This is a genomic window from Baekduia sp. (assembly GCF_035685985.1).
In the GTDB taxonomy this organism is placed as follows: domain Bacteria; phylum Actinomycetota; class Thermoleophilia; order Solirubrobacterales; family Solirubrobacteraceae; genus Baekduia.
Genome location: NZ_DASRZV010000028.1, coordinates 294,837 through 319,150 on the forward strand (window position 1 = coordinate 294,837; position 24,314 = coordinate 319,150).

A 24,314-nucleotide genomic window follows, 5' to 3' on the forward strand; every position below is an offset into this window, starting at 1 on the left:
TCGACGTGGCCGGGTTCCTCGACCTTCCCGAGCGCAGCCCCAAGCCCCGCGAGCGCGGGCTGACGCACGTCCTGGACAAGGGCCTGTCGTGCGCCGAGGTCGACGGGCTGATGGAGGTCGCCGGCGACGCCGTCGACATCGTCAAGCTCGGCTGGGGCACCGCGCTGGTCACCGCCAACCTCGAGGCCAAGCTCGCGCGCTACGCGGCGCACGACGTGCCGGTCGTCCTCGGCGGCACGCTGACCGAGCTCGCGATCCGCGACGCCCGCCTCGACGGGCTGATCGCCTGGTGCAAGGACCTCGGCATCTCGCACGTCGAGGTCTCCGACGGCACGATCGCCCTGGAGGCCGAGCGCAAGCGCGAGATCGTGGCGCGACTCGCGCGGGAGTTCACGGTCTTCTCCGAGGTGGGCTCCAAGGACGACGAGAAGATCATGGCCCCGTACCGCTGGGTCGAGGAGATCGAGGCCGAGCTGGCCGCGGGCGCCTGGAAGGTGATCGCCGAGGCGCGCGAGTCCGGGAACGTCGGGATCTTCCGCGGCGACGGCGAGGTCCGCATGGGGCTGATCGACGAGATCGTCCACGCGATCGACCCGGCGCACCTGATCTTCGAGGCGCCGCGCAAGGAGCAGCAGGTGTGGTTCCTCAAGCGCTTCGGGCGCGAGGTCAACCTCGGCAACATCGCGCCGACCGACGTCCTGTCGCTGGAGACGCTGCGCCTCGGCCTGCGCTCCGACACCGTGCAAGCCACCCAACCCCCGACGCCATGACCTTCGTCTCGCTCGCCCGCCACGGCCAGACCGAGTACAACGCCGTCCGCCGCTTCCAGGGCCACCTGGCGGTCCCGCTGGACGACGTCGGGCGCGAGCAGGCGCGCGAGCTGGCGCGGGCCGCCGCCGAGCGCCAGTGGTCGGCGCTGCTGTGCTCGCCGCTGCGCCGCGCGCGCGAGACCGCCGAGATCGTCGGCGCCGCGATCGGCCACTACCCGGTCTCCGACGCGCGCTTCGCCGAGACCGACTGCGGCGACTGGACCGACCGGACGTTCGACGAGGTCCAGGCCGCCGAGCCCGAGCTGTTCCAGGCCTACGTCGAGGCCGACCCGTTCTTCGCGTTCCCCGGCGGCGAGTCGTTCGCCCAGCAGCAGCTGCGCGTGCTGGAAGGCATCGACGCGGCGCGCACCGGCCCGCTGCCGGTGCTGATCGTCTGCCACCGCGGCTCGATCCGGCTCGCGCTGGCCGCGATCCACGGCGACGACGCCTACCGGTCGGCCGACATCCCCAACGCGTCCTTGATCGACCTGCCTTGAGACGCGCGCCGGTCGTCATCTTCGCGGTGCTGGTCGCCGCGACCTTCGCGGCGTTCTTCGTGGCCCAGCGCCTGAAGAACTCGCCGTCGGTCGTGCAGCGGCTGATGGTCAACTACACGTTCTCGCCCAACGGGGACGGGCGCCTGGACGCCTCGCACATCACGTTCCGGATCAAGCAGTCCGACGACGTGACCGTCGAGATCCTCGACGCCGAGGGCGACCCCGTCCGGACGTTGATGGACGACAAGCACCTCGACGCCTACAAGCCGATCCAGCCGTCGCTGAAGTGGGACGGCCGCGACGACCACGGCCAGCTCGTGCCCGACGGGCGCTACCGGATCCGGATCACGCTGCGCCACCTCGGGCGGTCCGTGATCCCGCAGCGCTCGATCGTCAAGGACACGACGCCGCCGCGGCCGAAGGTGCGCTCGATCGGGCCCGAGAAGGCCTACGGCCCCGAGCTGCTGCCCGAGCTCGACGGCCGGCCCGCGAAGATCCACTTCTCGCCGGTCGGCTTCCGCGGCAAGCTGATGATCTTCAAGACCGCGCCGGGCACGCCCCGCCAGGTCTACGAGCACCCCCTGCCCAAGGGCTCGACGACGTTCTCGTGGAACGGGACCGACGACGCCGGCAAGCGCGTGTCGGCCGGGACCTACCTCGTCGTCCTGCAGTGGCGCGACTTCGCGGGCAACATCGGCAACTCGGTCCCGCTGGACCGCGCGACCGGCCTGCCGATCCTCGACCGCGGCAAGCTGCCGGGCCACGGCGGCATCACGGTGCGCTACCTCGCCGCGCAGACGCCGGTGACCGCGGTCAAGGCGCGCGACACCGTCGACATCAAGGTCGACGCGCGCGGCCGGCGCTACCGGTGGGACGTGCGGGCGCTGGGGACCTCGGCGGTGCGCGCGCGCTCCACCAACCCCAAGACGACGCCCAACGTGCGCTTCGCGGCGCCCGGCGGCAAGTCCCGGATGTACGTCTTCACCGCGCACACCGCGTCGCGCTCGACGCGGGTCGTCTTCCCGGTCCAGGCGCGCGCGTCGGTCGCGGGCACCGCGGCCAAGCCGCACGGCGTGCTGGTGGTGCTGCCCTACACGACCTGGCAGGGCCGCAACCCGGTCGACGACGACGGCGACGGCGCGCCCAACACGCTCGACCTCGGCGTGCCGGCGCGCGCGGTGCGCTTCTGGGCGGGCGACGGGCTGCCACAGGGCTTCGGCGACCAGGAGGCCGAGGTGTTCCGCTGGCTGGACCGCCAGGGCAAGCGCTATGACCTCACGACCGACCTGGCGCTGCTGGGCGGCACCGGGCCCCAGCTCGCCGGCCACGCCGGCGTGCTGATCCCCGGCGACGCGCGCTGGCTGCCGTCCAAGGTGCGCGCGGCGCTGCGCGCGTTCGCCAAGGCGGGCGGGACGGTCGTCTCGCTGGGCACCGACTCGCTGCGGCGCACGGTGGGCTTCGACCCGAAGACCGGGCGCTTCGTCCAGCCCTCGCCGCGCAAGGCCACCGACCTGTTCGGGATGCGGATCGGCAACCTGGTCACCAAGACCACCAACCTGACGAACTTCACCAACGACCCCAAGCTTGACCTCTTCAAGGGCGCCGACGGCGTCTTCCACGACGTGGAGTCGTGGGAGCCGACCGAGCGCGCCGGCGACGAGGCGCAGTTGCTCTCCAACACGGTCACCGATGACTCCGCCGACCCCAAGACCGTGGTGATCGCGGCGCGCTTCGGGAAGGGCCTGGTCATCCGGCCCGGCTTCCCGTCGTTCGCGCGCCGCGCCGCCGACGACACCGACCCGGCGTCCAGCGCGCTGATGGTGAGGATGTGGACGCTCCTCTCCCGCTGATCGTCACGGCCCTGTTGGCCGCCGGCGCCGTGCTGCTGCCCGGCGCGCGCGCCCGAGCGTGGTCGACGCTCGGGGCGCTCGTGCTCGCCCCGGTGCTCCTGGTCGCCGACATCTGGGACACCGAGCAGATCCGCCCGCTGCGCGACCACCCGGCGCTGGCGCTCGTGGCCGTCCTCGTCGGGCTGGCCGCGCTCGGCGCGCTGGCCGTGCTCTTCGACCGCCGGCCGTGGGCGTTCCCGCTGGCGGCGGCGTTCGCGATCCCGTTCCGGGTGCCGATCGCGTCCGGCGGGTCGACCTCGAACCTGCTCGTGCCGCTGTACGTCGTGGTCGGCGCGGGCGCGCTGGCCTACGTCGTCCCGCGCATCTGGGGCGAGAAGGGCGACGAGCGCGAGCGCAAGGCCACCATGTTGGAGTGGCTGCTGGCGCTGACCGTCGTGGTGTACGCCATCCAGGCGTCCTACTCCGACGACTTCGACAAGGCCCTGGAGAACGTCGTCTTCTTCTACGTGCCGTTCGCGCTGCTGTTCGCGCTGCTGGCGCGGATCGAGTGGTCGCGCGAGCTGGCCGTGCGCGTGCTCGCGGTGCTCGTCGGGCTGGCGATCGTCTTCGCGTGCATCGGCTTCGTCGAGTACGAGACGCGGCACCTGCTCCTCAACCCCAAGGTCATCGCCTCCAACCAGTTCGAGGACTACTTCCGCGTCAACTCGTTGTTCTTCGACCCCAACATCTACGGGCGCTTCCTGGCGATCGTGATGCTCGGGGTGGCGACCGTGCTGATCTGGTCGCGCACGCCGCGCAACGTGTACGGGTCGGCCGCCGTCCTGGTCGTGCTCTGGGCGGGCCTGGTGCTGACGCTGTCGCAGTCGTCGTTCGCGGCGCTGCTGCTCGGCCTGCTGGTCCTCGCCGGCGCGCGCTGGTCGCCGCGCTGGGCGCTGGGCGTCGGCGCGGCCGCGCTGGTGATCGGCGCGCTGTTCGTCGTCGTCGCGCCGTCGTCGGTGCGGCTGGACCTCAACTCCTCCAAGTCGGCCGACACCGCGACGTCGGGCCGCTACGACCTGGTCAAGGGCGGCCTGGACCTGTTCGCCGACAAGCCGCTGGCCGGCTACGGGTCGGGCGGGTTCTCGCGCGCCTACCGGCGCCAGGAGAAGGGCTCGGCCGAGAAGGCCGTCTCGGCGTCGCACACGATCCCGGTCACCGTCGCCGCCGAGCAGGGGATCATCGGCCTGTCGCTCTACCTGATGCTGTTGGTCGTCGCGTTCACCGCGCTGTTCCGCGGCGTGCGCGAGGACCCGGTGCGCGCGGGGCTCGCCGCGGCGTTCGCGGCGCTGGTGCTGCACACGTGGAGCTACGCGTCGTTCCTCGAGGACCCGCTGACGTGGGCGCTGCTGGGCGCGGGCCTGGCCTTCTCGCTGATCCCGCGCCACCGCAAGCGCCCGGACGTCGCCGCCGTCGCGTCATGACCCGGCGCACCGAGCTGCTGGTCGTCGGCGCCGTCGCGCTGGGCGCGATCCTCTTCTGGGCGCTCGTCCCGACCTATCCGAACTACGACGCCTACTACCACCTGGTCTGGGGCCGCGAGATCGCCGCCGGCCACCTGCCGACGTTCGAGGCCTACCAGGCGCCGACCGAGCACCCGCTGTACATCGCGATCTGCTGGTTCATGCAGCTCTTCGGGGCGCACGGCGACCGGCTGCTGGTGCTGTTCACCTGCCTCTGCCACGTCGCGTTCACCTACGCGGTCTACCGGCTGGGCACCGCGATCTGGGACCGCAGGGCCGGGCTCATGGCCGCGCTGCTGGCGGGCTCGTCGTTCGCGCTGCTGCTGTACGCGGCGCGCGCCTACGTCGACGAGCCGTTCCTGGCGCTCGTGCTGTGGGCGGCGGCGCTGGAGGCCGAGCGCTCCGCCCCGCGCGGCCGTCGCGCGGTCTGGATCCTGCTCGTCCTCGCCGGACTGCTGCGGCCCGAGGCGTGGCTGCTGGGCGGCGCCTACTGGCTGTGGCTGTCCTACCGCGCGCGCACGCCGCTGTGGTCGCTGCTGGCGATCCCGTTCGTCGCGCCGGCGATCTGGTGCGGGGTGGACGCGGTCGTCACCGGCGACCCGCTGTTCTCGCTGCACTCGACGTCCGACCTCGCCGACGAGCTCAACCGCAGCCGCTCGTTCTCGGAGGTCCCCGGCGACTTCGTGTCGTTCCTGGTCGACACGGCGCGGCTGCCGGTCGCGCTGGCCGCCCTGGCGGGCGCGATCTGGTCGTGGCGGCGGCGCGACGCGCGCGCGGCGTACGTCCCGCTGGCGCTGTTCCTCGCCGGGTCGTTCACGTTCTTCGCCACGTCGGCGGCGGGGCTCAGCGTGCTCCCGCGCTACCTCACGGTCCCGGCCGTCGCGCTGTGCCTGCCCGCGGGGTACCTCGTCACGCGGACGCGCGCGCTGTTCGCCGTGGCGGTCGTCGCCGGCCTCGCGTTCGTGGTCGTGCGCGCCGACGCGTTCGACAAGCTCGCCACCGAGCTGCGCTTCATCCGCTCCACGCACACCGACCTCGTCGCGGTGCTGCACACGCCGACGGTCGTCCAGGGCCGCGCGTGCGGGCCGGTGACGCTGCCCAACTACCGGCTGGTGCCCGACACGCGCTGGATCCTCGACGCGTCGCAGAAGCAGGTCGGCTCCCGCAGCGCCGTGCAGCGCAAGCACGGCGTCGCGCTGCTGCTGCTCGGCGAGAAGCTCCTGCGCCGCTACGGCTTCGCCGACGGGGCGTCGCCGCGGACCAACGCGCCGCCGGACGGGTTCCTCCGCGGCGACCGCGCCGGGAGCTTCAGGGCGTACCTCGGGTGTCCCGAAGGACCGTGAACGTCGGGACCAGGCCCTCGCGCTCGTAGAAGCGCAGGGCGTCCCGGTTGGCGGAGACGACGGTCAGCGTGAGGCGGTCGTAGCCGCGCCGGGCGACCTCCTCGCGCAGCACGGCCAGCAGCCGCGCGCCGACGCCCGCGCCGCGCGCCTCCGGCGCGACGACGAGCGTCTCGACGTCGAGCACGACCCGCTCGCCGTCCCACGTCGGCGAGCTGGAGTCGGCGACGCGGGCGAACGCGTAGCCGATCGCGCGCCCGCCGCCCCCGCGGCGGGCGACCAGCACGAAGTTGCGCGGGTCGTTCGTCAGCCACTCCTCGTACTGCGCGCGCCGCAGGCGCCACGTCTCCTCGTCGCCGCGGACGGGGCCGAGGTCCGGCGCGACCTGGTGATGGTGCGTGCGCAGCGCCAGCCACAGCGGGCGCAGGTCGTCGAGGCCGTCGACCGCACCGCGGACGATCTCGACGGCATCGCCCATCAGGCGATCCCCAGCTCCCGCAGCCGTCGCCACAGCGGTGCGTTCTGCCGGTCGGCGGTCTGGTCCAGCGCCCACGCGCGCAGCTCGAGGTGCGGCCGCAGGCGCGTTCCGGCCTGCTCGACCAGCGCGGCCGCGAACGCCTCGGCGTCGGGCGCCGTCGTCACCGCGTCGGCCCACGTCCTGACGCCCGCCAGCTCCGGCGTGACCGTGCGGCGGCCGAGGCGGGCGTACTTGAGGATCCGGTAGGGGAGGCCGGCGTCGTTGAACGGCTCGACCTTGAACGGGACGATCCCGACGTCGGCGCACAGGATCAGGCGCGCGGCCTCCGCGTCGGAGCGCGGGCCGAGCCAGACGAAGCCGGGGTGCGCGCGGCACCACGCGTAGTCGTCGTCGCCCTTGGACTCGTCGTCGTGCCAGGCGCCGATCAGCAGCAGCGTCAGGTTCGGCAGGCGCTCGCCGACCGCGCGCAGCAGCGCCCAGTCGGTCCGCCAGCCCAGGTGGCCGAGCGAGACCGCGATCACCGTGTCGGTGGGGTCGGGCGCGGGGAAGCCGTCGGCGCTGAGCGGGACGAGCACGGCGTCGCGGTCGGCCTCGTGCTCCAGGCGCGCCAGCTCGTCGGAGGCGACGAACGTCAGCGACGACAGCTGCGCGGCGGCCTCGTGCATCTCGGCCAGGCGCTCGCGCAGGTGCGGGCCCGCGTCGTAGGCGTGCTCGTAGCGGTCCCAGCGGCCGTACCAGAGCTCGCAGTCCGGGACCCGCTCCAGGATCGCGCGGGCCAGCAGCACCTGCACGGGATGGAAGATCACGATGGCCTTCGGCCGGTCCCCGTTGCGGCGCAGCGCCTTGACGAGGCGGCGCGCGACGCCCTGGGCCAGGACGTCGCCGACGCGGCCGGGCAGGCGCGCCAGCGCGCCGTAGGGGACGCGCGGCGGGTCCACCGCGACGACGCCCTCGGCCCGCAACAGGTCCTCCGCCTGGTCGCGCAGGATGAAGCCCTCCAACGGGCGCGGGAGGAGCAGCAGGCAGAGGGGGCGCAGCTCGGGCACGAGCGCTGGAGCGTAGCCGAGCGATAGCGTGGCCCCCGCTCCATGGCCGCCCTGTTTCGCCGGTTGTTGGCCGGCACGTTCGCCTACCAGGCGCCCAGCGTCCTCTCGGCGCTGCTGGCGCTCGTCACCCTGCGTCTGTACACGGGGCACCTGAGCACGGCCGACTACGGCTACGCCGAGAACCTGCTGACGGCGATCATCTTCACGTCGATCCTGCTGCGCTTCGGGATCGGCGAGGCGTTCGTGCGCTACTGGTTCGACGACGAGGACCACCTGCGCCGCCTGCACCTCGCCCGCACCGCGACGGCGTGGACGCTCTACGCGTCGACGGTCGTCACGCTCGTCGGGCTCGCGTTCGCCGGGCCGCTCTCGCGGCTGATCCTCGCCCACGAGGACGCGACGCTGATGTCGACCGGGCTGTTCGGGCTCTGGGTGTTCACGAACCTCGAGATGGCCAACGCGCTGCTGCGCGTCGAGGAGCGCTTCAAGCTGTACGTGACGGCCTCGATGGCCAACATCCTGCTCACGGTCGCGCTGACCGTGTCGCTGGTGGTCATCGCCGACGGCGGCGCGCGCGGGTACGTGCTGGGCAACTACGGCGCGTCGGCGATCGTGCTCGTCGCGCTCTGGGCGCTGCACCGCGACCGCGTGTCGTTCCGCCCGCCGCGCGGCACGCGCGTGCTGCTGCGCTTCGGCGGCCCGACCGTGCCCGCCGACGCGGCCGCGTTCGCGCTGAACGTCGTCGACCGGACCTACCTCCTGCACGCCCAGTCGGCCGACGCGGCCGGGCGCTACGGCTTCGCGGCGAAGCTGAGCACGGTCGTGATCGTCGCCGTCCGCGGCTTCCAGGCCGCGTGGCCGCCGCTGGCCTACAGCGTGACCGACGAGGAGCAGGCGGCCCGGCTGTACGCCCGCGTGACGACCGCCTACGTGGCGGTGACCGGGACCGTCGTCTGCGGCGTGCTGCTCGTCGGCCGCTGGGCCGTGCACGGGCTCGCCGACAACCCCTCGTACTACGGGGCGTCGGAGGCGCTGCCGTGGGTCGCGCTCGGATGGGCGCTCTACGGGCTCGTGCTCGTGCTGATCACGGTCGCGGGCCGCGCGAAGGTGACGACCCGCAACTTCCCCGCGACCGCCGCCGGCCTCGTGGTCAACGTGGTGCTGTTGGTCACGCTCGTCGACCCGCTCGGGATCGCCGGCGCCGGCATCGCGCTCTGCGGCGCCTACGTCGTGATCCTGATCGTCCTCCACACGCTGACGCGCCAGCTCTTCGTCGTGCCGTTCGAATGGGGCCGGCTGACCCGCGCGGTCCTCGTCCTGACCGTCGTCGGCGTCGGCGGCGAGCTGCTCTTGCCGACCCACGGCGCCATCGGCCTGCTGACGCGCTTCGCGCTGCTCTGCGCGGTCCCGTTCGCGCTGCTGGCCGCGAACGTCGTGCGCCTGAAGGACCTGAAAGCGGTGCTCCCCGCAAACCGCTGACAGCGGATTCCGATTCCCCCTTTTTCGGTTCGGCCCCGGACAAATGTCCGATCGAAAGCCCGCGCCGACCGGGCGTATCGTCGCCCACGACGCCGCGGATGGGGATCGGCACGCACGCTGGGTCTCTTGGGGATGACGGATCCCGCGGCGCCGCCGCTGGACCCCTGACCCGTGGCGTTTCGTGGCCGAGACGCCACGGGCCTGGGCCGGCCCGTCATTTGCGCGGCGTCTCGACGCCGCTCACGGCACGCGCTGGTCCTTGACGTGCTGGCGCACGCCTACGGACAGCCCGCACCGTGAGCGACGACGATCCGCGCCGCAAATGACGGGCCGAGAGGTACCGGTACTTCGGGTTCGCCGCCTGCCGCGTCGCCGTCCCCTCGCGCCACCGCTTCACCGCGCCGTCGCCCGCCGCGCCCCCGGCTCCATCGCGCCCCCGTTCGCCTCGCTTGCCGTCGCCGCGCGCTGGTGGCAACATACGTGCATGCATGTACGTAACTCACACCATGGCGACCGCGAGCGGCCGGGGGGTCGGCTGCCTGATGAGGCCTATGCCGGCGTTCCGTGGCGGGTTCGGGAGGTCGTGGGGGAGTTCGAGTTGGAGGATGTGTGGGAGTTGCCGGGGGAGGGGACGAGGGGGGAGTTTGGGAAGTTGGTGGAGTTGATTTGCGCGATGGATCCGGGGGAGCGGGGGTCGGTGGTGTCGCGGGCGTTGTGGGCGGTGCGGTGGAAGGTGGGGGAGTTGTTGGGATGGGATGAGGAGGAGGGTGGGTTGGGCGCGCGGGTCGAGAGCGTCGGGCGGCGGTTGCCCGAGGACCTGCGGGATACCGATCCGCCGGCGTTCGCGCGGCTGCCGTTCGTGTCGCTGTACATCACCGAGGACGAGTTCGCGGCGGAGGCCGCCAACGAGACGATGCACGGGGTGATGCACCTGGGCGCGGTGCCGAGCCCGACGGACCCGGAGCGGATCCGCGTGCGGATGGCGGTCCTGGTCAAGCCGAATGGGTTGAAGGGCAAGGCCTACATGCTGGCGATCCGGCCGTTTCGCCACCTCATCGTCTACCCGGCGATGATGCGCCAGGGCCGGCGGATGTGGGAGCGTGTCGCCGCGTGACCGCCTCGCCGACCCGTCGCACCCAGGCCGACCGGCGCGCCCGCTCGCGCGCGGCGCTGCTGGAGGCCACCGCGCGCGGGATCTCGCGGGTCGGCTACGGGCACCTCGTGCTCAGCGAGGTCGCCGCGGAGGCCGGGTACACGCGCGGCGCGCTCTACCACCAGTTCGCCGACAAGGACGCGCTGGTCCTGGCGACGCTCGAATGGGTGCGGGAGACGTGGTACGCCGAGGTCGGCACGGTCTTCGACGAGGACCTCGCGCCCGCGGACGCGATCGCCGAGCTGGCCCGCCGCCACGCGATCTACTGCCGGCGCGACATCGCCGGGGTGATGACCGCGATCCGCGTCGAGCTCGGCGCGCGCGACCATCCGATCCGCGACGCCCTGCACGCCCAGCAGCGCGAGCTCGTCGCCCGCGTCCGCGCGCTGGTCCTCGCGGGCCGGCGCGACGGGACGATCCCGCCCGGTCCGCCCGCCGCCGCGCTGGCCGCCGCGACGCTCGCCGCGATCGAGGCCGCCGTCATCACGCTCTCAGGCCGGGCCGACGTCGACGTGGACGTCGCGCAGCGCATCGCGCGCGGCCTGATCGCCGGTCCTACAGCGTCGGCCCGCCGCGGTTGAACTCGTGCGCGGCCTCGCGCAGGCCCTCGCCGCGCGACGGCTGCAGCGTCGCGGTCACGTGCTTCCAGTAGCGCTTGGGGTCGTGCCCCGGCGCGGCCACCGCGACCATCGCCCGCACCGCGTAGGTCCACGCGGTCAGCACGCGCACCACGAACGCCGCGCCGGACGAGTGGTGCTTGCGCATGTAGCGGTCGCGGTTGCGCGACAGCTCGACGATCCGCCGCTCCGGGACCGACCCGGTGGACAACTGCTCGTGGTGGATCGCCTCGGCCGCCGGCACCCACAGCGTCGGGTGGCCGGCGTCGGCCAGCCGACGGCAGAAGTCGACCTCGTCGGAGTACACGAAGAACTGCGGGTCGAACCACCCGATCTCGCGCGCGTGCTCGCGGCGCACCAGCAGCGCCGCCGACTGCGCCCAGTCGACCCGCCGCGCCTTGCGCCCGCGCGACTGCACGGTGAAGCGCTTGTGCAGGAACACCGCGCCGACCAGCGCGGTCGCCGGCGTCGGGAAGCGCCACGCGGACGGCTGCACGCGCCCGTCGGGGCGCAGGAGCTTCGCGCCCGCGGCGCCCGCCTCGGGCCGCGCGGTCAGCGCCGCGTGCAGCGCGGCGGTCGCGCCCGGCCGCAGCTCGGAGTCCTCGTTGAGCAGCAGCCCGAACGTCCCGCGGGCCCGCTGCAACAGCGCGCTGTCGTTCTCGCCCTTGCCGCGCCGCTGGTCCAGCGCGACGACCTCGGTGACCGTCGGATGCCTGCGCGCCGCGCCCGCCGAGCCGTCGTTCGACGCGTTGTCGAGGACCAGCACCTCGGTCTCGAACGGCAGCGCCTCGCGCTCGGCCGCGATCGCGTCGAGGCAGCGCACGAGCAGCTCGCGCTGGTTGGTGTTGACGACGCAGAAGGAGACCTCGACGCCCAAGGCAGCGTCAGGCTGCCACATCCGACGCGCTGACCGATCGCTCACCGATGAGGTTGAGCGCCGTGACCCGCGCGCCGCTCGGGTCGCCCTCCACCCGCACCCGCCGCTCGACGCCCGGCAGCAGCACGAACGCGTCGTCGTCGGCGACCAGGCCGTCGCCCTCGACCCGCACGCCCCACGCCAGGCGGTCGGCGCGCAGGACCACCGCGTCGCCGTCGACCGCGACGTCCAGCGCGAACGCCGCGCGCTCCACCGGCGGCCCGACCGGGAAGTGCGCGGCGACCAGATCGCCGATCCGCGCGACGACCGCGTCGTGCGCCGGCGGCCCGAAGCGATACGCGTAGGCCGCGTCCGCGAAGCGCCCCAACAGGCTCTCGACGTTGCGCACCAGCGACCCGCGCGCCGGCACGACCAGCTCCTCGCGCGCCTGCGCGATCGCGTGCGTCCCGTCGGCCAGCAGCAGGACCTCCAGCTCGACCGCCCAGGCCTCGGGCCGGTCGTTGGCGACGTGGACGTCGACGCCGCCCAGGCCCTCGTCGACCAGCCACAGCGCGCGCGGCGCCCACGCCCGGCGCAGGTGCGCCAGCGCGACCTTCGGACGACCACCCACGTCGAGCAGCCCCCAGCCCGAGCCGGCCTGGAGGTCGCGCGCCCAGAGCACGATCCCGCCCGCGCACGGCGACGCCGCCCGGCGCCACTCGCCGAACACGCGCGCCATGACCTCGCCGCTGACCTGCCGCGCGAGCGCGGCCGAGCCCGACGCCGCCGCCGCGTCGCCGTACAGCTCGCGCGCGTAGTGCGCGCGGACGTCCGCGAAGTCCCAGTCGGCGCCGACGTCGCACGGGACGAAGCCCGCGTCGGGCTCCGCGCCGTCGGGCACGTTGGCGATCGCCAGGCACTCGGACGCGAACTTGACCTCCGCGGCCCGCGCGTCGCCCAGCGGGCGCCGGTAGCCGCCGACGCCGAAGTAGTTGGCCACGCCGTGGGCCGGATGGAACGGCAGCGCGCCGCCGCTCGGCGCGCTCGGCACGTACGGGACGTCGGCGCCGACGTCGCGCGCCAGCGCCGGCAGCACCTCGCCGAAGAACGCCCCGCGCCCCAGCGCCGGATCGACCCCGAACATCGCGGCCTGCTGCTCGACCTCGCTGTTGCCGCACAGGACCGCCAACGACGCGCGCCCAGAGATCGACGACAACAACGCGCGCGCCTCGTCCTCGGCGGCGGCGCGGAAGCCCTCGTCCGCGAACGGGTAGTCCATGTTGGCGTACAGGAAGTCCTGCCACACCATCAACCCCAACTCGTCGCACGCGTCCCAGAACTCCGGCGTCTCGGGCACGCCGATGCCCGGGATTCGCACGAGGTTGGCGCCCGCGTCGCGCAGCGCGACCAGCGTCGCGCGCACCTCGTCCTCGGCCACCGGCGTCCACACCGCGCCGCGCGTGAAGACCGGCACGCCGTTGACCACCAGCCCGAAGGCGTCCGGATCGGGCGACGCGACCGCGCGGAAGCCCACGTGTCCCACCCCGACCGTCGCGCCGTCGACGATCAACGACAGCTCGTACAGCCGCGGCGTCCCGTGCGTGTGCGGCCACCACGGCTCGACCGCGCCCACGCGCGCCACGCCGTCGACCACCGCGAAGCGCGTGTCGTCCAGGACCACCGCCTCGGCCTCGGCGTCGTCGATGACGACCACGCCCTGGACGCCCTCCAGCCGCGGCAGGACCAGCCGCGTCACCGGCGTGCCGCGCACCAGCCACGCCGGCCGCCACGCGCCCTCGAACGCCGGCGCCGGCGCGAAGCCCGGCGCGCGCCCGATCACCGCCGTCCGGAACCACCGCAGCGTCCCGGCGTCCTCGACGACCTTCGTGCGCCAGCGCTGGCGCGGCCGGCGCGGCACCTCCGGCCAGCCGACGGCGCGGATCTCCACCACGTTGCCCTGGGCGCGCAGCCGCCCGCGCACGTCGACCGCGTGCGACGCGAACATCGACGTGCCGCGCAGCACCACGTCGCCGTTGACGACGACCTCGTACGCGCCGCCGCCGATCCCGTCGAAGACCAGCGCGTCCCAGTCGTCGCCGTCGAAGGACGCGCGCCGCCCGCTCGCGTCGAACGCGAGCCGCTCGCGGCGCAGGTCGCGCTGCTCAGGCCAGCGCGGCATCCAACCCGCCCGTCGCACGCTCCCACGCGCGGGCGAGGTCGGCGATCCGCGGCGCGGTCTCGAAGGCCCGGCGGCGCGCGAGCTTCAAGGACAACAGCTTGCAGCCGCCGACGATCTCGCGCATCGCCGCGACCGCCTCGCCGGCCGGCCCCGCGGGCGCGTCGCCGTCGCCGTCGCCGCCGCCGCCGAACAGCCACTCGACCTCCGAGGCCAGCAGCTCGAAGCCCGAGCCCGCCATCCGGACGGTCGCGAAGGCATAGGCGTGATAGGTCGCCGGATCGCCCTCGAGCAGCGCGGGCAGGTCGCGCTCCAGCCCGAACCCGAAGCGCTCGAACGGGTTCGTCCGCGGCCGTCGCGCCAGGTGCCAGGCCAGGCGCTCGCGCGCGGCGTCGCGCAGCGCGTCGCCCTCCAGCCGCGGCCCCGCGTCGAACCGGATCAGCTCGCAGTAGGGCGGCAGCGCGCCCGGCGCGAAGACCTCGCGGTAGTCCTCGCCCGACAGCTCGTGCAGCCCCGCGTTGTGGAAGTAGCGGAAGACCTCGCCGGCGCGGTCGATGCCCTCGGCGATCACCGTCGTCTTGACGTGCTCGCGCCGGTAGGACGTCGCCGCCGTGTCCGGCAGCCACCACGCGTCCAACTCCATCGACATGGTCCGTCCGGTCGCCAGCTGCGCCTCGACCTGCTCGGGCAGCGGCCGGTAGGGCTGCATCTCGTGGACGTCGACCCCGTACAGCAGCTCCAGGTCGTGGGGGTCGGGCTTGAAGAACGACCACTGGTCGCCCTCGAAGTCCAGCCGCACGTTGGAGCCGACCGCGCCCAGCGCCTCGTCGCCGCGCGCGTGCAGCAGCTCGACGACGACGTCGGTGTAGCAGTTGGTCTCGACGTAGGTCCGGTCGGCGGCCCGGTGCACCGGGTGCGGCACGTACGACGCCGGGTCGGCGTCCAGCAGCGCCGTCAGACCCACAGGTGCGAGCGCACGTCCGCCGGCCACGAGGCCACGTCCAGTCCGTGGGTCTTCAGCAGCGCCAGCACGATCCGCTCGTGGCCGAAGCCCAGGCACGCGGTGTGGGCGCGGCCGCCGTCGGCGGTGTCGATCCCGTAGATCGCCGTGAAGTGGTCCTGGTGGTAGTTGAAGGACGCGATCGCGGTCGGCTCGTCGCCGGCGATCTGCACGAGGATCTCGAACTTCAGCGACTGCTCGCGCTGCGAGGCGGCCATCATCCGGCCCGAGCGCCCGAAGAACGGGTCGTTGGCGACGTCGAAGTCGGCGTCGAGGCCGAGGTGGCGCAGCAGCTGCAGCGCGCGGTCGCGCCACTGGTCGCGCCAGGACTGCACGACCTCGGGCTCGGCGATCCGCACCAGCTCGCGCATGTGGAACATCTGCAGGCGCGCCGGGTCGCCCGACGGCTCGTGGCGGAACGCGTAGGACCCGCCCGGGTCGATCGTCACGCCGCCCGCGGGCAGCGTGCCGCGCCGGGCGATCGCCGGGTAGACCGGGTAGCAGACGGCGGGCGTCAGGCAGAGGTCGGTCTGGTGCAGATGGCCGCTCCAGTCGCCGTGCGCGCCGGCCGTCTCGGCCATCGCGCGGGCGTCGAGCTCCTTGCCCTCGAAGGCGAAGACCGAGCCCGCCAGGTGCGGGAAGTTCTCCAGGTAGCCGAGGTCCTCGATCTGCTGGCGCGGCAGGACCGGCGGGAAGCGCAGGACCTCGGGGCGCTCGCCGGCCTCGGCCGCCACGCGCGTGACGTAGGCGTCGAAGCGATGGCGGACGTCCTCGTAGTCGTGCCCGCGCCCGTAGACGCCGGGAACGCCGGACGGGACCAGGTGGCCCGCCTCGATCAGCGCTTCGAGCAGCGCGTCCTGGTCCGGGGTGCCCGGACGGAAGTCGGCCACGGTGCCTCAGACCTCCTTGGCGATCAGCAGCAGGCCGGCGTTGGTCTGGTGGATCCGGTCGTTGGCCACCATCAACGCCGCCGACATCGAGTCGCGCAGGTGGCGCCCGACGCTGAACGGGGTGTCGTTCTTGAAGCCGACGATGCCCGAGACGGCCATGGCCGACTGGCAGACGCGCGGCGCCTGCTCGGAGGCCGCCAGCTTGAGGTTGTTGAACTGGAGCGCGATGGCCATCGTCGACAGGCACTCGGGGTCCTCGTCGGCGGCCAGGAACGCGTCCAGCGCGCTGTGCACGGTCGCGCGCAGCAGCGACAGCTCGGTCAGCGTGTGGCTGAGCTTGACCGCCTGCGGGACCGGCGCGCCGGGCGCGCGGCGCGCGGCGGCGCGCACGAACGCGCGGGCGCGGTCGAACGCGTCGGTGGCGATCCCGAGCCAGACGTGCGCCCACAGCAGGTGGGAGATCGGCACCATCGTCTCGGTGGCGATCGTCGAGAACGGCGTCGGCAGCGCCTGCTCGGCGTCGACCTCGGCGCGCACGACGAAGCCGGGCGAGCACGTGCCGCGCATGCCCAGCGGGTCCCACGTGCCGGTCGGCTCGAGCGTCGTCTCGGCGGCGGCGTGCAGCACCGCGACCTGCTCGCCGGGCTGGGCGTCGGGGTGGGCGCGCAGCGTGGTCAGCAGGTCGTCGGCGTGGCCGCCGTAGGAGACGGTCGGGCCCTGCTTCTCGAACGAGCGGCGGTCCGGCGCGCCGTCGACCGGCGTCAGCGCGGCGACCGACTTGGACATGTCGCCGCCGGTGCCGACCTCGGAGGTCGCGGAGGCGATCAGGCGCTGCTCGGAGACCAGGCGGCGCAGGTAGTCCTCGAAGTGGTCGGAGTCCCCGAGGTGGCGGACGATCGTCGCCACCTGGATCTGGTGCATGGCGAAGACCATGGCGGTCGCGCCGCAGCGGCGGCCGAGCGTGAAGCACGCCTCGGCGATCGCGCGCAGCGAGACGCCGGCGCCGCCGAGCGACTCGGGGACGAAGGCGGAGAGCGCCTGCCGCTCGCGCAGGGCGTCGACGGCCTCGACGGGGAAGCGGGCCTGGCGGTCGACGTCGTCGGCGTGGACGGCGGCGATCGCGTCCGCGACCTCGCCGATGCCGGCGAGGAACGCGGCGTCGCGGTCGGCCGCGACGGTCATGCGGCCTGGGCCTCCAGCCGCGCGAGCGCCTCGGTGATCGAGGCGACCGACTCGAAGACGCTGCGCTTGAGCATCTCGTCGGGGAACTCGACGTCGAAGGCGTCCTCCAGCGCGAGCATGACGTTGACGCTGGCGTGCGACGTCATCCCGGCCTCGTAGAGGCTGTCGCCGTCGTTCAGCGACCCGACGTCGGCCGACAGACGACCGTGTTCGGCAACGATCTCTCGAACAGTGGAAGAAGACACAACCCTGATTATCGGTGCTCCGTGCCGAGATCTTGACGATTGGACGCGCTATGTCCCCACGACGACCGCCGCGGCGTACTCCTCCTCGTGGGTGAAGCTCAGCGCGAGGTCGGTCAGGCCGGCCGCGCGCGCCAGCTCGGCGGCCGGGCCGTGCAGGCGCAGCGTCGGCGGGCCGGGGGCGTTGCGCACGACCTCGATCGACGGCCACGGCACGGCCGTGTCCGGCGCCGGCCGAAGGACCTTCATCGCCGCCTCCTTGGCGGCGAAGCGCGCGGCGAGCCGCAGCGGGTCGGCCCGGCAGTCGGCGACCTCCTGGGGCGTGTACACGCGCCGCAGGTACGCGTCGCCGTGCTCGGCGATGGACGCGGCGACGGTGGCCGCGCGGACGAGGTCGATCCCGACGCGCAGGGGCATCGGCAGCGATCCTCGCAGACTAGAGTCCGTCGCCTGTCGCGCTCCGTCGCCCTCACCCCGTGGTCGCTCGACGACCACGACCTGCTCCACGCGCTCAACAGCGACCCGGTCCAGATGGCGCACGTCGGCGGAACCGAGACCGACGCGAAGATCGCCGACCGCAACGCCAGGTACGCCCAGGACCCGCACCAGCTGCGGATCGCCGTCGACGGGCAGCCCGCCGGCTGGGTCGGCTTCTGGGAGCGCGAGTGGGACGGCGAGCGGGTCTACGAGTTCGGCTGGTCGGTGCTGCGCGCCTTCCAGGGGCGCGGCGTGGCGCGGCAGGCGACGCTGCTGGCGCTCGACGTCGCCCGCCAGGCCGACGGCCCGCGCCGCGTCCACGCGTTCCCCGACACCGACAACGCGCCCTCCAACGCGCTCTGCGCGCGCGTCGGCTTCCGCCTCGTCGGCGAGGCCCGCTTCGAGTACCCGCCGGGCACGTTCATCACGGTCAACGACTGGCGGATCGACCTGTAGGCCATGAGGATCGACCTCGTCGACCCCTCGGCGTTCACGCCGCCCTACGACCACGCGCTCGCGTCGGCGCTGGCCCGCGCCGGCGAGGACGTCAGGTTGGTCACCAGCCGCTTCGCCTACGGCGACGTCCCGCCGGCGGCCGGGTACGCGGTCGACGAGCGCTTCTACCGGCTCGCCGTCGGCGCGCCGGGCTCGCGGGCCCGGCGGGCCGCCAAGCTCGCCGAGCACGTCCCCGAGATGGTGGCCTACGCCCGCGCCGCGCCCCGCCGCGCCGACGTCGTGCACTTCCAGTGGCTGACCGTCCAGCCGCTGGACGTCCACCTCCTGCCGCGCGGCGTGCCGACCGTGCTGACCGCCCACGACGTCCTGCCGCGCGAGCCCCGGCCGGGCCAGCTGAAGGCGCAGCGGCGGCTGTACGAGCGCGTCGACCACGTGGTCGTCCACAGCGCGCACGGCGCCGCGCGGCTGGCCGCCTTCGGCCTGGACCCGGCGAAGGTCACGGTGATCCCGCACGGCGCGTTCACCCACCTGGAGCCGGGCGCGCTGCCGCCCGAGCTGGGGGAGACCGACCCCGCGACGCCCGTCGTCGCGCTCCCCGGCCTGCTGCGCCCCTACAAGGGCCTCGACGTCCTGCTGGACGCCTGGCACGACCTGCCCGGAGAGCTGTGGATCGTCGGCATGCCGCGGATGCCGCTGCCGACGACGCTGCCGCCCGGCGTCAGGCTCGTCCCCCGCTTCGTCAGCGACGGCGAGCTGGCCGCGGTCCTGGCGCGCGCCGACCTCGTCACGCTGCCCTACCGCGAGATCGACCAGTCCGGCGTCCTCTACGCCGCGCTCGGCCTCGGCCGCCCGCTGCTGCTGTCCGCCGTCGGCGGCTTCCCCGAGGTCGCCGCGACCGGCGCGGCCGAGCTGGTCGCGCCCGGCGACCCCGCCGCGCTGCACGACGCGCTGGCGCGCCTGCTCGCCGACCCCGCCCGCCGCGCGGCGATGGCCGCGGCGGCGGTGGGGGCCGCCCGCGAGACCTACTCCTGGGACGCCGTCGCCGCCGCCCATCGGGCCGTGTACGCGCGGCTGCTCGGCCGCGCCTGACCGCGTCGCCCGCCCGGCCGAGCTGGCCGCCGCCCCGCGGCGCGTCGCGTAGGTTGTGCTACCGATGGATTCGCAACGCCCACGGCCGCGCCGCGCGTGAAGCGCCTCGTCTTCTGGACGAGCGCGGCGCTGCTGGCCTGGGCGCAGGCGGGCTACGGCCTCGCGCTCGCGGCCCTGCGCCCGCGCGTGCGCCAGGCCTTCGCGTCCCCGGACGCCGCCGACGCCGACGCCGCGCTGCCCACGGTCTCGCTGATCGTCGCCGCGCACGCCGAGCGCGACGTCATCGCCGCCAAGGTCGCCAACGCGCTGGCGCTCGACTACCCGCGCGAGAAGCTCGAGGTCGTCGTGGCCTGCGACGGCTCGCCCGACGGCACGCCCGAGCTGGCGCGCGCGGCGGGCGCCGACGTCGTCCTCGACCTCCCGCGCGGCGGCAAGGTCCGCGCCCAGGACACCGCGGTCCGCCGCGCGACCGCCGCGATCGTCGCCTTCTCCGACGCCAACGCGCTCTGGGAGCCCGACGCGCTGCGCGCGCTCGTCGCGCCGTTCGCGACCGACCCGAGGATCGGCTACGTCTGCGGCGAGGTCTCGTTCGTCAACCCGGACGGCGGCACCAACCAGGAGGGCGTCTACTGGCGCTACGAGATGTTCCTGCGCGCCCGCGAGTCCGACCTCGCCTCGGTCACCGCCGGCAACGGCGCGATCTACGCCACGCGCCGTGACGCCTACGTCGAGGTCGACCCGGTGATGGGCCACGACCTCAAGTTCCCCTTCACCTTGGTCCGCCACGGCTGGCGCTGCGTCTTCCAGCCGACCGCGCGCGCGACCGAGCGGATGGTCCCCGACGTCGAGGGCGAGGCGGCCCGCAAGCGCCGCATGATGTCCCACGCGTGGGCGATCGTCCTGCGCGGCGGCCTGCTGGACCCGCGCGGCTGGCCCACCACGTACACCATGATGATCGTCAGCCACCGCTGGCTGCGCTACTTCGGGCCGTTCCTGCACCTCGTCGCGCTGGCCACCGCGCCGAGGTGGCTGCGCCGCGCGCAGCTCGTGGGCCTCGCCGCCGCGCTGGCGCCGATCGGCGCGGGCGGCCGCGCGCGCCTCCTCGCCAAGTACTACATCCTGACCCAGGGCTCGATCGCCCTCGGCCTGGCCGACCACCTGCGCCACGGCACCGAGGCCGGCTGGGACCCGCCGGAGGGCACCCGCTAGACCATGCGCGAACCGCTGCGCCGCATCTTCGACCTCCTCGTCAGCGGGACCGTCCTGCTGCTCAGCACCCCGGTCCTGCTCGGGGCGATGTTGGCGATCCGGCTGGAGTCGCGCGGCGGCGCGATCTACCGCCAGCGCCGCGTCGGCCAGGACGGCGCGCCGTTCGACGTGCTCAAGTTGAGGACGATGGTCTCCGGTGCCGAGAAGATGGGCGCGGGCCTGGCCGTCGACGACGGCGACACGCGGATCACGAACGTCGGCGCGTTCCTGCGCCGCACGTCGATCGACGAGCTGCCCAACCTCGTCAACGTGCTCAAGGGCGAGATGTCGATCATCGGCCCGCGCCCGACGGTCCCGATCCAGGTCGAGCAGTACACCGACCGCCAGCGCGGGCGCCTGGCGCTCAAGCCCGGCATCACCGGCTGGGCCCAGGTCAACGGCCGCGCGTCGCTGCCGTGGCCCGAGCGCATCGAGCTGGACCTCTGGTACGCCGAGCACAAGTCCTTCAGGTTGGACGTCCGGATCCTCTGGCTGACCGCCCGCATGCTGGTCACGGGCCACGGCCTCTACAAAGGCGAGACCGGCGGATGGGTCGACCCGTCATGATCGCCGGCGTGTCCTCGACGATCCTGCGACGGGAAGACCGGGTCGACTCGCAGTGACCGCACGCAAGGCCGTCATGTTGACCGGCACCGGCAAGCGCTATGACATCGTCAGCGCCTTCGCCCAGCACACGCGCGTGATCGCGTGCGACCCCAACCCGCTGTCGCCCGCCCAGTACGCCGCGACCGTCCGCACGAGCGTGCCGATGATCAAGGACCCCGACTATGTCCCCGCGCTGCGGCGGCTGGTCGAGGAGCACGACGTCGGCGCGATCGTGCCGCTGACCGACCTCGACATCGACGTCCTCGCGCACGCCCGCGCCGACGGCCGCCTGCCGCAGGCGCTCGTGCCCGACCCGGTGATCGCCGAGTCCACCTACGACAAGCACGCCTGCCACCTGCTGCTGGAGGAGCACGGGCTGCCGTCGCCGCCGACCGTTCGCAGCGACCGGCTCGACGACGTCGCGTCCTATCCGGTGATGGTCAAGCCGATCCACGGCTCCGGCGCGCGCAACATCTTCCCGGCGCAGACCCGCGCGCAGGCCGAGTTCTTCATCGACTACATCGACGAGCCGGTCATGTTGCAGCGGTTGATGGACGGCCCGGAGTTCTCGATCGACTGCCTCAGCGACCGCGACGGCCGCTGCCTGAACGCGATCCCGCGCACGATGCTCGAGTCGCGCGGCGGCGAGTCGATCAAGGGCACGGTGATCGCCGACCAGGAGCTGATCGACCTCGGCCGCCGCGTCGTGGAGGCCTTCGGCGTCCGCGGGCCCGCGACCGTCCAGGTCTTCCGCGACGCCGAGATCGGCTACGGCATCACCGACGTCAACACGCGCTTCGGCGGCGCGTTCCCGGCGCCGGTCTACGCCGCGCGCGCCGGGCAGACGTACCCGGAGCTGATCGCCAGGATGGCCGACGGCGAGGCGGTCGAGCCGCACGTCGGGGACTTCCTCGCCGGGCGCACGTTCACGCGCTACTTCTGGCAGGTCGAGCTGGACGAGGACCTGCGGCCGACCGGGCGGGACATCGTCTCGCCGCCCGGTCCGCCGGCGCCGCGCTGAGGGCGGCGCCGCCGTCTACGGGAGCAGCTCGGGGCCCTTGTCGAGGAAGCGGTCGCGGAAGGCGCGCAGCGCGTCCCACGTCTTGTCGTTGACCGTCTTGCAGCCGAGCAGCTGCGTCCAGGCGGTCGCCGCGACCTCGTAGGGCATGTTCGTGTTGTTCTGGAACAACAGCATGTGGTAGGCCTTGCCGCCGCGGTTCTCTTCGTTGAAGAGGGTGTTCATCTGGTCCTTGACCTGCTGCGACGCGGTGGGCGCGTACTGAAGCTCGATGCGGCCGTGCTCCAGCGTGTGGACGTAGTTCTCCTTGTCCGGCGTGTTGGCCGGCGCGTAGACCCCGTCGTCGGCCGGCGTCGGGCGGTGGTTGCCCGAGGTCGGCGGGTTGGTCTTGTACTTGTCGAAAGTGACCGTGTCGGACGGCAGGTGCGTCCGGCCCTCGCTCGGGTAGTTCTTGTAGAAGCACCCGGCGGCCTTGACGGCCGCGTCGAAGTTCGTGGTCTTGCGGGCGGGGATCGCGGCCGAGCCGTAGGCCTTCTCGCTGGCGGCCGAGTCGTGGCTGCCGCCGGACGAGACGAGCGCGGCGATCACCGCGGCGATGGCGACGATGCCGAGCACACCGCCGCCCACGAGCTGCAGCCGGCGCGTGTTCGCGGCCTTGCTGGCCTCGGCCTTTTGACGTTCCTCGCGCTCCTGGCGGAGGCGCTCCTTCTCTTCCTTGCGGCTCGCCACGCGCGGCACTGTACCGGTGTGCGCATGAACGTGGCGTAAACCACCTGCCGAAACGGCGGGACGCGTTTCTGAAGCCGTCAGGCGGCGCGGGCGGCGGGACGCGGCGCCCAGCAGGCGTCGAGGAAGCCCGCGATCTCGCCGGTCAGCCGGGCGGGCGTCATGCGCAGCTCCAGCAGCGAGTCGGCGCGGATCAGGCGCGCGTCGGGCAGCTCGTGCACCAGCGCGTCGGAGTCGCTGAACGGGTGCACCGGGTCGCGGTCATGGCCGATGACCAGCGCGGGCACGTCGATCGTCCGGCGCACGTCGCGGTGCGGCGCGACGCGCCCGAAGAACAGGCCCTGGAGGACCGCGGCGGACGGCCCGGGCTGCTGGCGGACGGTGTCCAGCAGGATGTCGGCGCCCCAGAGCCGGCCGGTCGGGACCTTGCGCGTGACCCACGAGACGCCCTTCATCACCGGCTCGCCGAACGTCAGCGCGCACATCAGCGGCGTGAACGCGATCGCGCAGCCCAGCAGCGCGTTGTCGAGCACCGGCATCTCCAGGACCATCCCGCGCACGCGCTCGGGGTGGACGGCGGCGGCCTCCAGCGACGTGTTGGCGCCCAGCGACGTGCCGGCCAGCACGGCCTCGTCGACCTCGAGGTGGTCCAGCAGCGCGACGACCTGCTCGCCGAAGAACGGCATCGAGTAGGCGGTCATGTCGCGCGGTCGATCCGACCGCCCGTGCCCCAGCAGGTCCATCGTCACCACGCGATGCCCCGCGGCGGCCAGCGCCTTGGCCAGCGGCCGGTGCATCTTCTGGGACAGCAGCAGGCCGTGCAGCAGGACGGTCGTGCGCGGGCCCTCGCCGAAGACCGTGTAGGCGAGCCGACGACCGTCGTGCTCGAAGGACGTGGACATGGCCGAACGCTAACGGCCGTGGCGGCGTTCAGGCCCCCGACGACCGGTCAGGCCGTGCCGGGCGGCAGCACCACGCGTGGCTACGCCGCGTCCTCGCCGCGCTCGGCGACGCCGTCGAGTCGCGCCAGGGCCCAGTCGGCCCACTCCGCGCGCGCCTGCGCCCAGCGCAGGCCGGCCTCCAGCGCGATCCGCTGGGAGCGCTCGGCGGCCGTCGCGGGGCGGCGGGCGGCGGCGGTGGCGCGCAGCGAGCGCAGCGTGTCGTTGGCGGCGTCGCGCTCGCGCGCGACGTGCGCGCGCGCCGCGTCGGGCTCCATCAACCACAGGAAGTAGGTCCGCAGCGCGGCCTCGTCGCGCACCGTGCGGTCCGGGTCGGTCTCCGACAGCCACGCGCGCACGGCGGCGACGCCGGCGTCGGTGATGGCATAGGTCTTGCGCCCGCGCGGGCCGGGCTCGCCGGCCTCGATCAGCCCCTCGTCGGCCAGGCGGTTGAGCTCGGGGTAGATCTGCGAGTGGCCGGCCGTCCACGTCGAGCCGACCGAGGCCTCGAAGCGCTGGTCCAGCTCGTAGCCGCTCATCGGGCGTTCGGCCAGCAGGCCGAGCAGGGCGTGGCGCAGCACCTGGCGCTTGGGCGGCGAGGCCGGAATGTCTGGAGGATGACATGTCCAGGCCGACCGGTCA

At 73.7% G+C, this 24,314-nt stretch carries 25 protein-coding genes; 13 read left to right on the plus strand and 12 right to left on the minus strand.

Features of this window, described 5'->3' with window-relative positions:
* Positions 1–5: 5 nt before the first annotated feature.
* Genes VFG42_RS19135 through VFG42_RS19155 form a run of 5 tightly spaced genes read left to right on the plus strand, consistent with a single transcriptional unit; the run spans position 6 to position 5,998 of the window.
* Positions 6–770 carry a phosphosulfolactate synthase gene (locus VFG42_RS19135; protein ID WP_324910376.1) on the plus strand — a complete coding sequence of 255 codons (765 nt, stop codon included), beginning with the start codon at positions 6–8 and terminating at the stop codon, positions 768–770.
* Entirely contained in the window at positions 767–1,306 is a 540-nt protein-coding gene (locus VFG42_RS19140) for a histidine phosphatase family protein (RefSeq protein ID WP_324910378.1), read from the plus strand. The genes VFG42_RS19135 and VFG42_RS19140 overlap by 4 nt, the downstream gene beginning before the upstream one ends.
* Complete coding sequence (locus VFG42_RS19145) at positions 1,303–3,156, plus strand: FlgD immunoglobulin-like domain containing protein (protein WP_324910380.1); 1,854 nt, start codon at positions 1,303–1,305, stop codon at positions 3,154–3,156. Before VFG42_RS19140 ends, VFG42_RS19145 begins: the two co-directional genes overlap by 4 nt.
* Positions 3,135–4,616 (plus strand): O-antigen ligase family protein, encoded by a 1,482-nt coding sequence (locus VFG42_RS19150; RefSeq protein WP_324910381.1) that lies wholly within the window; start codon positions 3,135–3,137, stop codon positions 4,614–4,616. Before VFG42_RS19145 ends, VFG42_RS19150 begins: the two co-directional genes overlap by 22 nt.
* Positions 4,613–5,998 carry a hypothetical protein gene (locus VFG42_RS19155; RefSeq protein WP_324910382.1) on the plus strand — a complete coding sequence of 462 codons (1,386 nt, stop codon included), beginning with the start codon at positions 4,613–4,615 and terminating at the stop codon, positions 5,996–5,998. The genes VFG42_RS19150 and VFG42_RS19155 overlap by 4 nt, the downstream gene beginning before the upstream one ends.
* Here VFG42_RS19155 and VFG42_RS19160 read toward each other — a convergent pair.
* Together VFG42_RS19160 and VFG42_RS19165 are read right to left on the minus strand one after the other, a co-directional pair.
* Positions 5,964–6,473, minus strand: coding sequence for a GNAT family N-acetyltransferase (locus VFG42_RS19160; RefSeq protein WP_324910383.1), 510 nt, complete (start codon positions 6,471–6,473; stop codon positions 5,964–5,966). The two genes, VFG42_RS19155 and VFG42_RS19160, sit on opposite strands and share 35 nt — an antisense overlap.
* Positions 6,473–7,519, minus strand: coding sequence for a hypothetical protein (locus tag VFG42_RS19165; RefSeq protein ID WP_324910384.1), 1,047 nt, complete (start codon positions 7,517–7,519; stop codon positions 6,473–6,475). Before VFG42_RS19165 ends, VFG42_RS19160 begins: the two co-directional genes overlap by 1 nt.
* Positions 7,520–7,561: 42 nt before the next feature.
* Here VFG42_RS19165 and VFG42_RS19170 point away from each other — a divergent pair, with 42 nt between their 5' ends.
* From VFG42_RS19170 to VFG42_RS19180, 3 genes are all read left to right on the plus strand, one after another.
* A complete protein-coding gene (locus VFG42_RS19170) occupies positions 7,562–8,998 on the plus strand; it encodes a lipopolysaccharide biosynthesis protein (RefSeq protein ID WP_324910385.1) in 1,437 nt (478 codons plus the stop codon).
* Between the two features lie 583 nt (positions 8,999–9,581).
* A complete protein-coding gene (locus VFG42_RS19175) occupies positions 9,582–10,112 on the plus strand; it encodes a DUF2867 domain-containing protein (RefSeq protein ID WP_324910386.1) in 531 nt (176 codons plus the stop codon).
* The gene (locus tag VFG42_RS19180) at positions 10,109–10,732 is read left to right on the plus strand and encodes a helix-turn-helix domain-containing protein (protein WP_324910387.1); all 624 of its coding nucleotides are present in this window, start codon (positions 10,109–10,111) and stop codon (positions 10,730–10,732) included. The genes VFG42_RS19175 and VFG42_RS19180 overlap by 4 nt, the downstream gene beginning before the upstream one ends.
* Here the strand turns inward: VFG42_RS19180 and VFG42_RS19185 are convergent.
* From VFG42_RS19185 to VFG42_RS19215, 7 genes are read right to left on the minus strand one after another with little or no spacing between them, the layout of a single operon-like run.
* Positions 10,707–11,645: a glycosyltransferase family 2 protein gene (locus VFG42_RS19185; protein WP_324910388.1), complete on the minus strand. Its 939-nt coding sequence runs from the start codon at positions 11,643–11,645 to the stop codon at positions 10,707–10,709. The two genes, VFG42_RS19180 and VFG42_RS19185, sit on opposite strands and share 26 nt — an antisense overlap.
* 7 nt (positions 11,646–11,652) lie before the next feature.
* Positions 11,653–13,803 (minus strand): hypothetical protein, encoded by a 2,151-nt coding sequence (locus VFG42_RS19190; protein ID WP_324910389.1) that lies wholly within the window; start codon positions 13,801–13,803, stop codon positions 11,653–11,655.
* Complete coding sequence (locus VFG42_RS19195; protein ID WP_324910390.1) at positions 13,787–14,764, minus strand: DUF1839 family protein; 978 nt, start codon at positions 14,762–14,764, stop codon at positions 13,787–13,789. The genes VFG42_RS19190 and VFG42_RS19195 overlap by 17 nt, the downstream gene beginning before the upstream one ends.
* Positions 14,755–15,690 (minus strand): amino acid--[acyl-carrier-protein] ligase, encoded by a 936-nt coding sequence (locus VFG42_RS19200; RefSeq protein ID WP_324910391.1) that lies wholly within the window; start codon positions 15,688–15,690, stop codon positions 14,755–14,757. The genes VFG42_RS19195 and VFG42_RS19200 overlap by 10 nt, the downstream gene beginning before the upstream one ends.
* A gap of 6 nt (positions 15,691–15,696) precedes the next feature.
* On the minus strand, positions 15,697–16,872 hold the full coding sequence (locus VFG42_RS19205; protein ID WP_324910392.1) for an acyl-CoA dehydrogenase family protein: 1,176 nt from the start codon (positions 16,870–16,872) through the stop codon (positions 15,697–15,699).
* Positions 16,869–17,117 (minus strand): acyl carrier protein, encoded by a 249-nt coding sequence (locus VFG42_RS19210; RefSeq protein WP_324910393.1) that lies wholly within the window; start codon positions 17,115–17,117, stop codon positions 16,869–16,871. Before VFG42_RS19210 ends, VFG42_RS19205 begins: the two co-directional genes overlap by 4 nt.
* A gap of 48 nt (positions 17,118–17,165) precedes the next feature.
* On the minus strand, positions 17,166–17,531 hold the full coding sequence (locus VFG42_RS19215; protein WP_324910394.1) for a holo-ACP synthase: 366 nt from the start codon (positions 17,529–17,531) through the stop codon (positions 17,166–17,168).
* Positions 17,532–17,564: 33 nt separating this feature from the next.
* Between VFG42_RS19215 and VFG42_RS19220 the strand changes: the two genes are divergently transcribed.
* The 5 genes from VFG42_RS19220 (at position 17,565) to VFG42_RS19240 (ending at position 22,011) form a co-directional block, all read left to right on the plus strand.
* Positions 17,565–18,047: a GNAT family N-acetyltransferase gene (locus VFG42_RS19220; protein WP_349260437.1), complete on the plus strand. Its 483-nt coding sequence runs from the start codon at positions 17,565–17,567 to the stop codon at positions 18,045–18,047.
* Between the two features lie 3 nt (positions 18,048–18,050).
* Complete coding sequence (locus tag VFG42_RS19225) at positions 18,051–19,136, plus strand: glycosyltransferase family 4 protein (RefSeq protein WP_324910397.1); 1,086 nt, start codon at positions 18,051–18,053, stop codon at positions 19,134–19,136.
* 96 nt (positions 19,137–19,232) lie between these two features.
* Entirely contained in the window at positions 19,233–20,345 is a 1,113-nt protein-coding gene (locus VFG42_RS19230; protein WP_324910398.1) for a glycosyltransferase, read from the plus strand.
* 3 nt (positions 20,346–20,348) lie between these two features.
* The gene (locus tag VFG42_RS19235; protein WP_324910399.1) at positions 20,349–20,951 is read left to right on the plus strand and encodes a sugar transferase; all 603 of its coding nucleotides are present in this window, start codon (positions 20,349–20,351) and stop codon (positions 20,949–20,951) included.
* Between the two features lie 52 nt (positions 20,952–21,003).
* Entirely contained in the window at positions 21,004–22,011 is a 1,008-nt protein-coding gene (locus VFG42_RS19240) for an ATP-grasp domain-containing protein (protein WP_324910400.1), read from the plus strand.
* Between the two features lie 15 nt (positions 22,012–22,026).
* On the opposite strand, the gene VFG42_RS19245 is transcribed toward VFG42_RS19240, so the two are convergent.
* From VFG42_RS19245 to VFG42_RS19255, 3 genes are all read right to left on the minus strand, one after another.
* Positions 22,027–22,737 carry a DUF3105 domain-containing protein gene (locus VFG42_RS19245; protein WP_324910401.1) on the minus strand — a complete coding sequence of 237 codons (711 nt, stop codon included), beginning with the start codon at positions 22,735–22,737 and terminating at the stop codon, positions 22,027–22,029.
* A 77-nt stretch (positions 22,738–22,814) separates the two neighbouring features.
* Positions 22,815–23,636 (minus strand): alpha/beta hydrolase, encoded by an 822-nt coding sequence (locus VFG42_RS19250; protein ID WP_324910402.1) that lies wholly within the window; start codon positions 23,634–23,636, stop codon positions 22,815–22,817.
* Between the two features lie 80 nt (positions 23,637–23,716).
* A complete protein-coding gene (locus tag VFG42_RS19255; protein WP_324910403.1) occupies positions 23,717–24,253 on the minus strand; it encodes a PadR family transcriptional regulator in 537 nt (178 codons plus the stop codon).
* Positions 24,254–24,314 lie beyond the last annotated feature (61 nt).